Below are 1,358 nucleotides of genomic sequence, written 5' to 3'. Positions count from 1 at the left end.
CATCGTGATGATGCCTTTCGAGTGGAGGTAAGAGACTTCTCGAAGGATCACACGGTGGCCGCGCTTACGTCAGGAGCGACGAGCCGGTCACCGAGGGCTACACCACTTTAAGGGGCACTACTCTCGACACGCTGGGCTAGCTCTTCGGCCCAGTCCCATGCAGCGCTCTTGGCCACGCCATAGAACTTGCGCCGCGAGTCGTCCGACGGGAGCGGAGTGAGCAAGCCTGCCCGGACGAGCGAGTGAAACGGCTTCTGCAAGCTACTTACCGGGACGCGTAGAGCAATGGCAAGTTCGCCCAACGTGACGACTTCCTCCTGAAGCGTGCGGATCGCCAACATCAGTTCGAGCCGGTAGTCCTGCCCAAAAACTATCCGCGAGAGTTCGCGAATCGCTGCCACGTCCACGCCGTCCATGCTGTTATCATACGTGATAGCCGTTACGCATATCGCGTAACGTAGATCACGTATCGGAGCGGTGGCCATGCCCAAGAAGACGGGGATCGAGTGGACCGAAGTGACGTGGAATCCCACCACAGGCTGCGACAAGGTCTCACCCGGATGCGACAACTGTTATGCGCTGGCGTTGGCGAAACGGTTGAAGGCCATGGGCTCTGAGAAGTACCAGTCGGACGGTGACCCGCGCACCTCGGGGCCGGGATTCGCTATCACGCTGCACGAGAGTTCGCTGCGACAGCCCTACTCATGGAGTGGACGCCGCGTCGTCTTCGTGAACTCGATGAGCGATCTCTTCCACGCCAAGGTTCCGCTGGATTTCGTGCGCCGCGTCTTCGATGTCATCGCGGACACCCCACAGCACACGTATCAGGTGCTCACGAAGCGAGCGTCCCGTTTGCCTCGAATCGCCGATCGTCTTGACTGGCCAGACAACCTCTGGCTTGGCGTGAGCGTTGAGGACCAGGAGCATCTCGGCCGAATCGATGACCTTCGGAAGGTGCCGGCGGCAGTGCGGTTCCTGTCCTGCGAACCGCTCCTCGGGCCGCTGACTGGTATGGATCTGGACGGTATCGACTGGGTCATCACGGGCGGTGAGTCCGGGCCCCATGCCCGCCCTCTTGAGGTCGAGTGGGTTCGGGAGATCCGTGACATGTGCGCGAACGCTCAGGTGCCCTTTTTCCACAAGCAGTGGGGCGGGCGCACTCCCAAGGCCGGCGGTCGTGAACTTGACGGCATCACTTGGAGTGAGATGCCGATCAGTTCCCGCCGTGCGAGCGCCTAAGCCCCGATCCACCGATGACCGTGGGTGCTGGGCAGCTAACGCGACTCGGAAATGTCCCTCTGACCGGGAAGGATGGAGCATCCCTGTGGTCCTATTCATCCAACCCTGACAGTCATCTC

2 protein-coding genes are annotated in these 1,358 nt (G+C 61.1%); one reads left to right on the top strand and one right to left on the bottom strand.

The genetic code is table 11. The features are described from left to right. Positions 1 to 107: 107 nt before the first annotated feature. Positions 108 to 416, bottom strand: coding sequence for a hypothetical protein (locus tag KEC56_RS13830; protein ID WP_227531402.1), 309 nt, complete (start codon positions 414 to 416; stop codon positions 108 to 110). 67 nt (positions 417 to 483) lie between these two features. Between KEC56_RS13830 and KEC56_RS13825 the strand changes: the two genes are divergently transcribed. After that, the gene (locus tag KEC56_RS13825; protein ID WP_227531401.1) at positions 484 to 1,239 is read left to right on the top strand and encodes a DUF5131 family protein; all 756 of its coding nucleotides are present in this window, start codon (positions 484 to 486) and stop codon (positions 1,237 to 1,239) included. Positions 1,240 to 1,358: the final 119 nt, after the last annotated feature.

The sequence above is a fragment of the Microbacterium tenebrionis genome, assembly GCF_020682665.1.
In the GTDB taxonomy this organism is placed as follows: Bacteria; Actinomycetota; Actinomycetes; order Actinomycetales; family Microbacteriaceae; genus Microbacterium; species Microbacterium tenebrionis.
The sequence above is the reverse complement of the archived record's forward strand: the minus strand, read 5'-3'. Positions and strand labels throughout refer to the sequence as shown.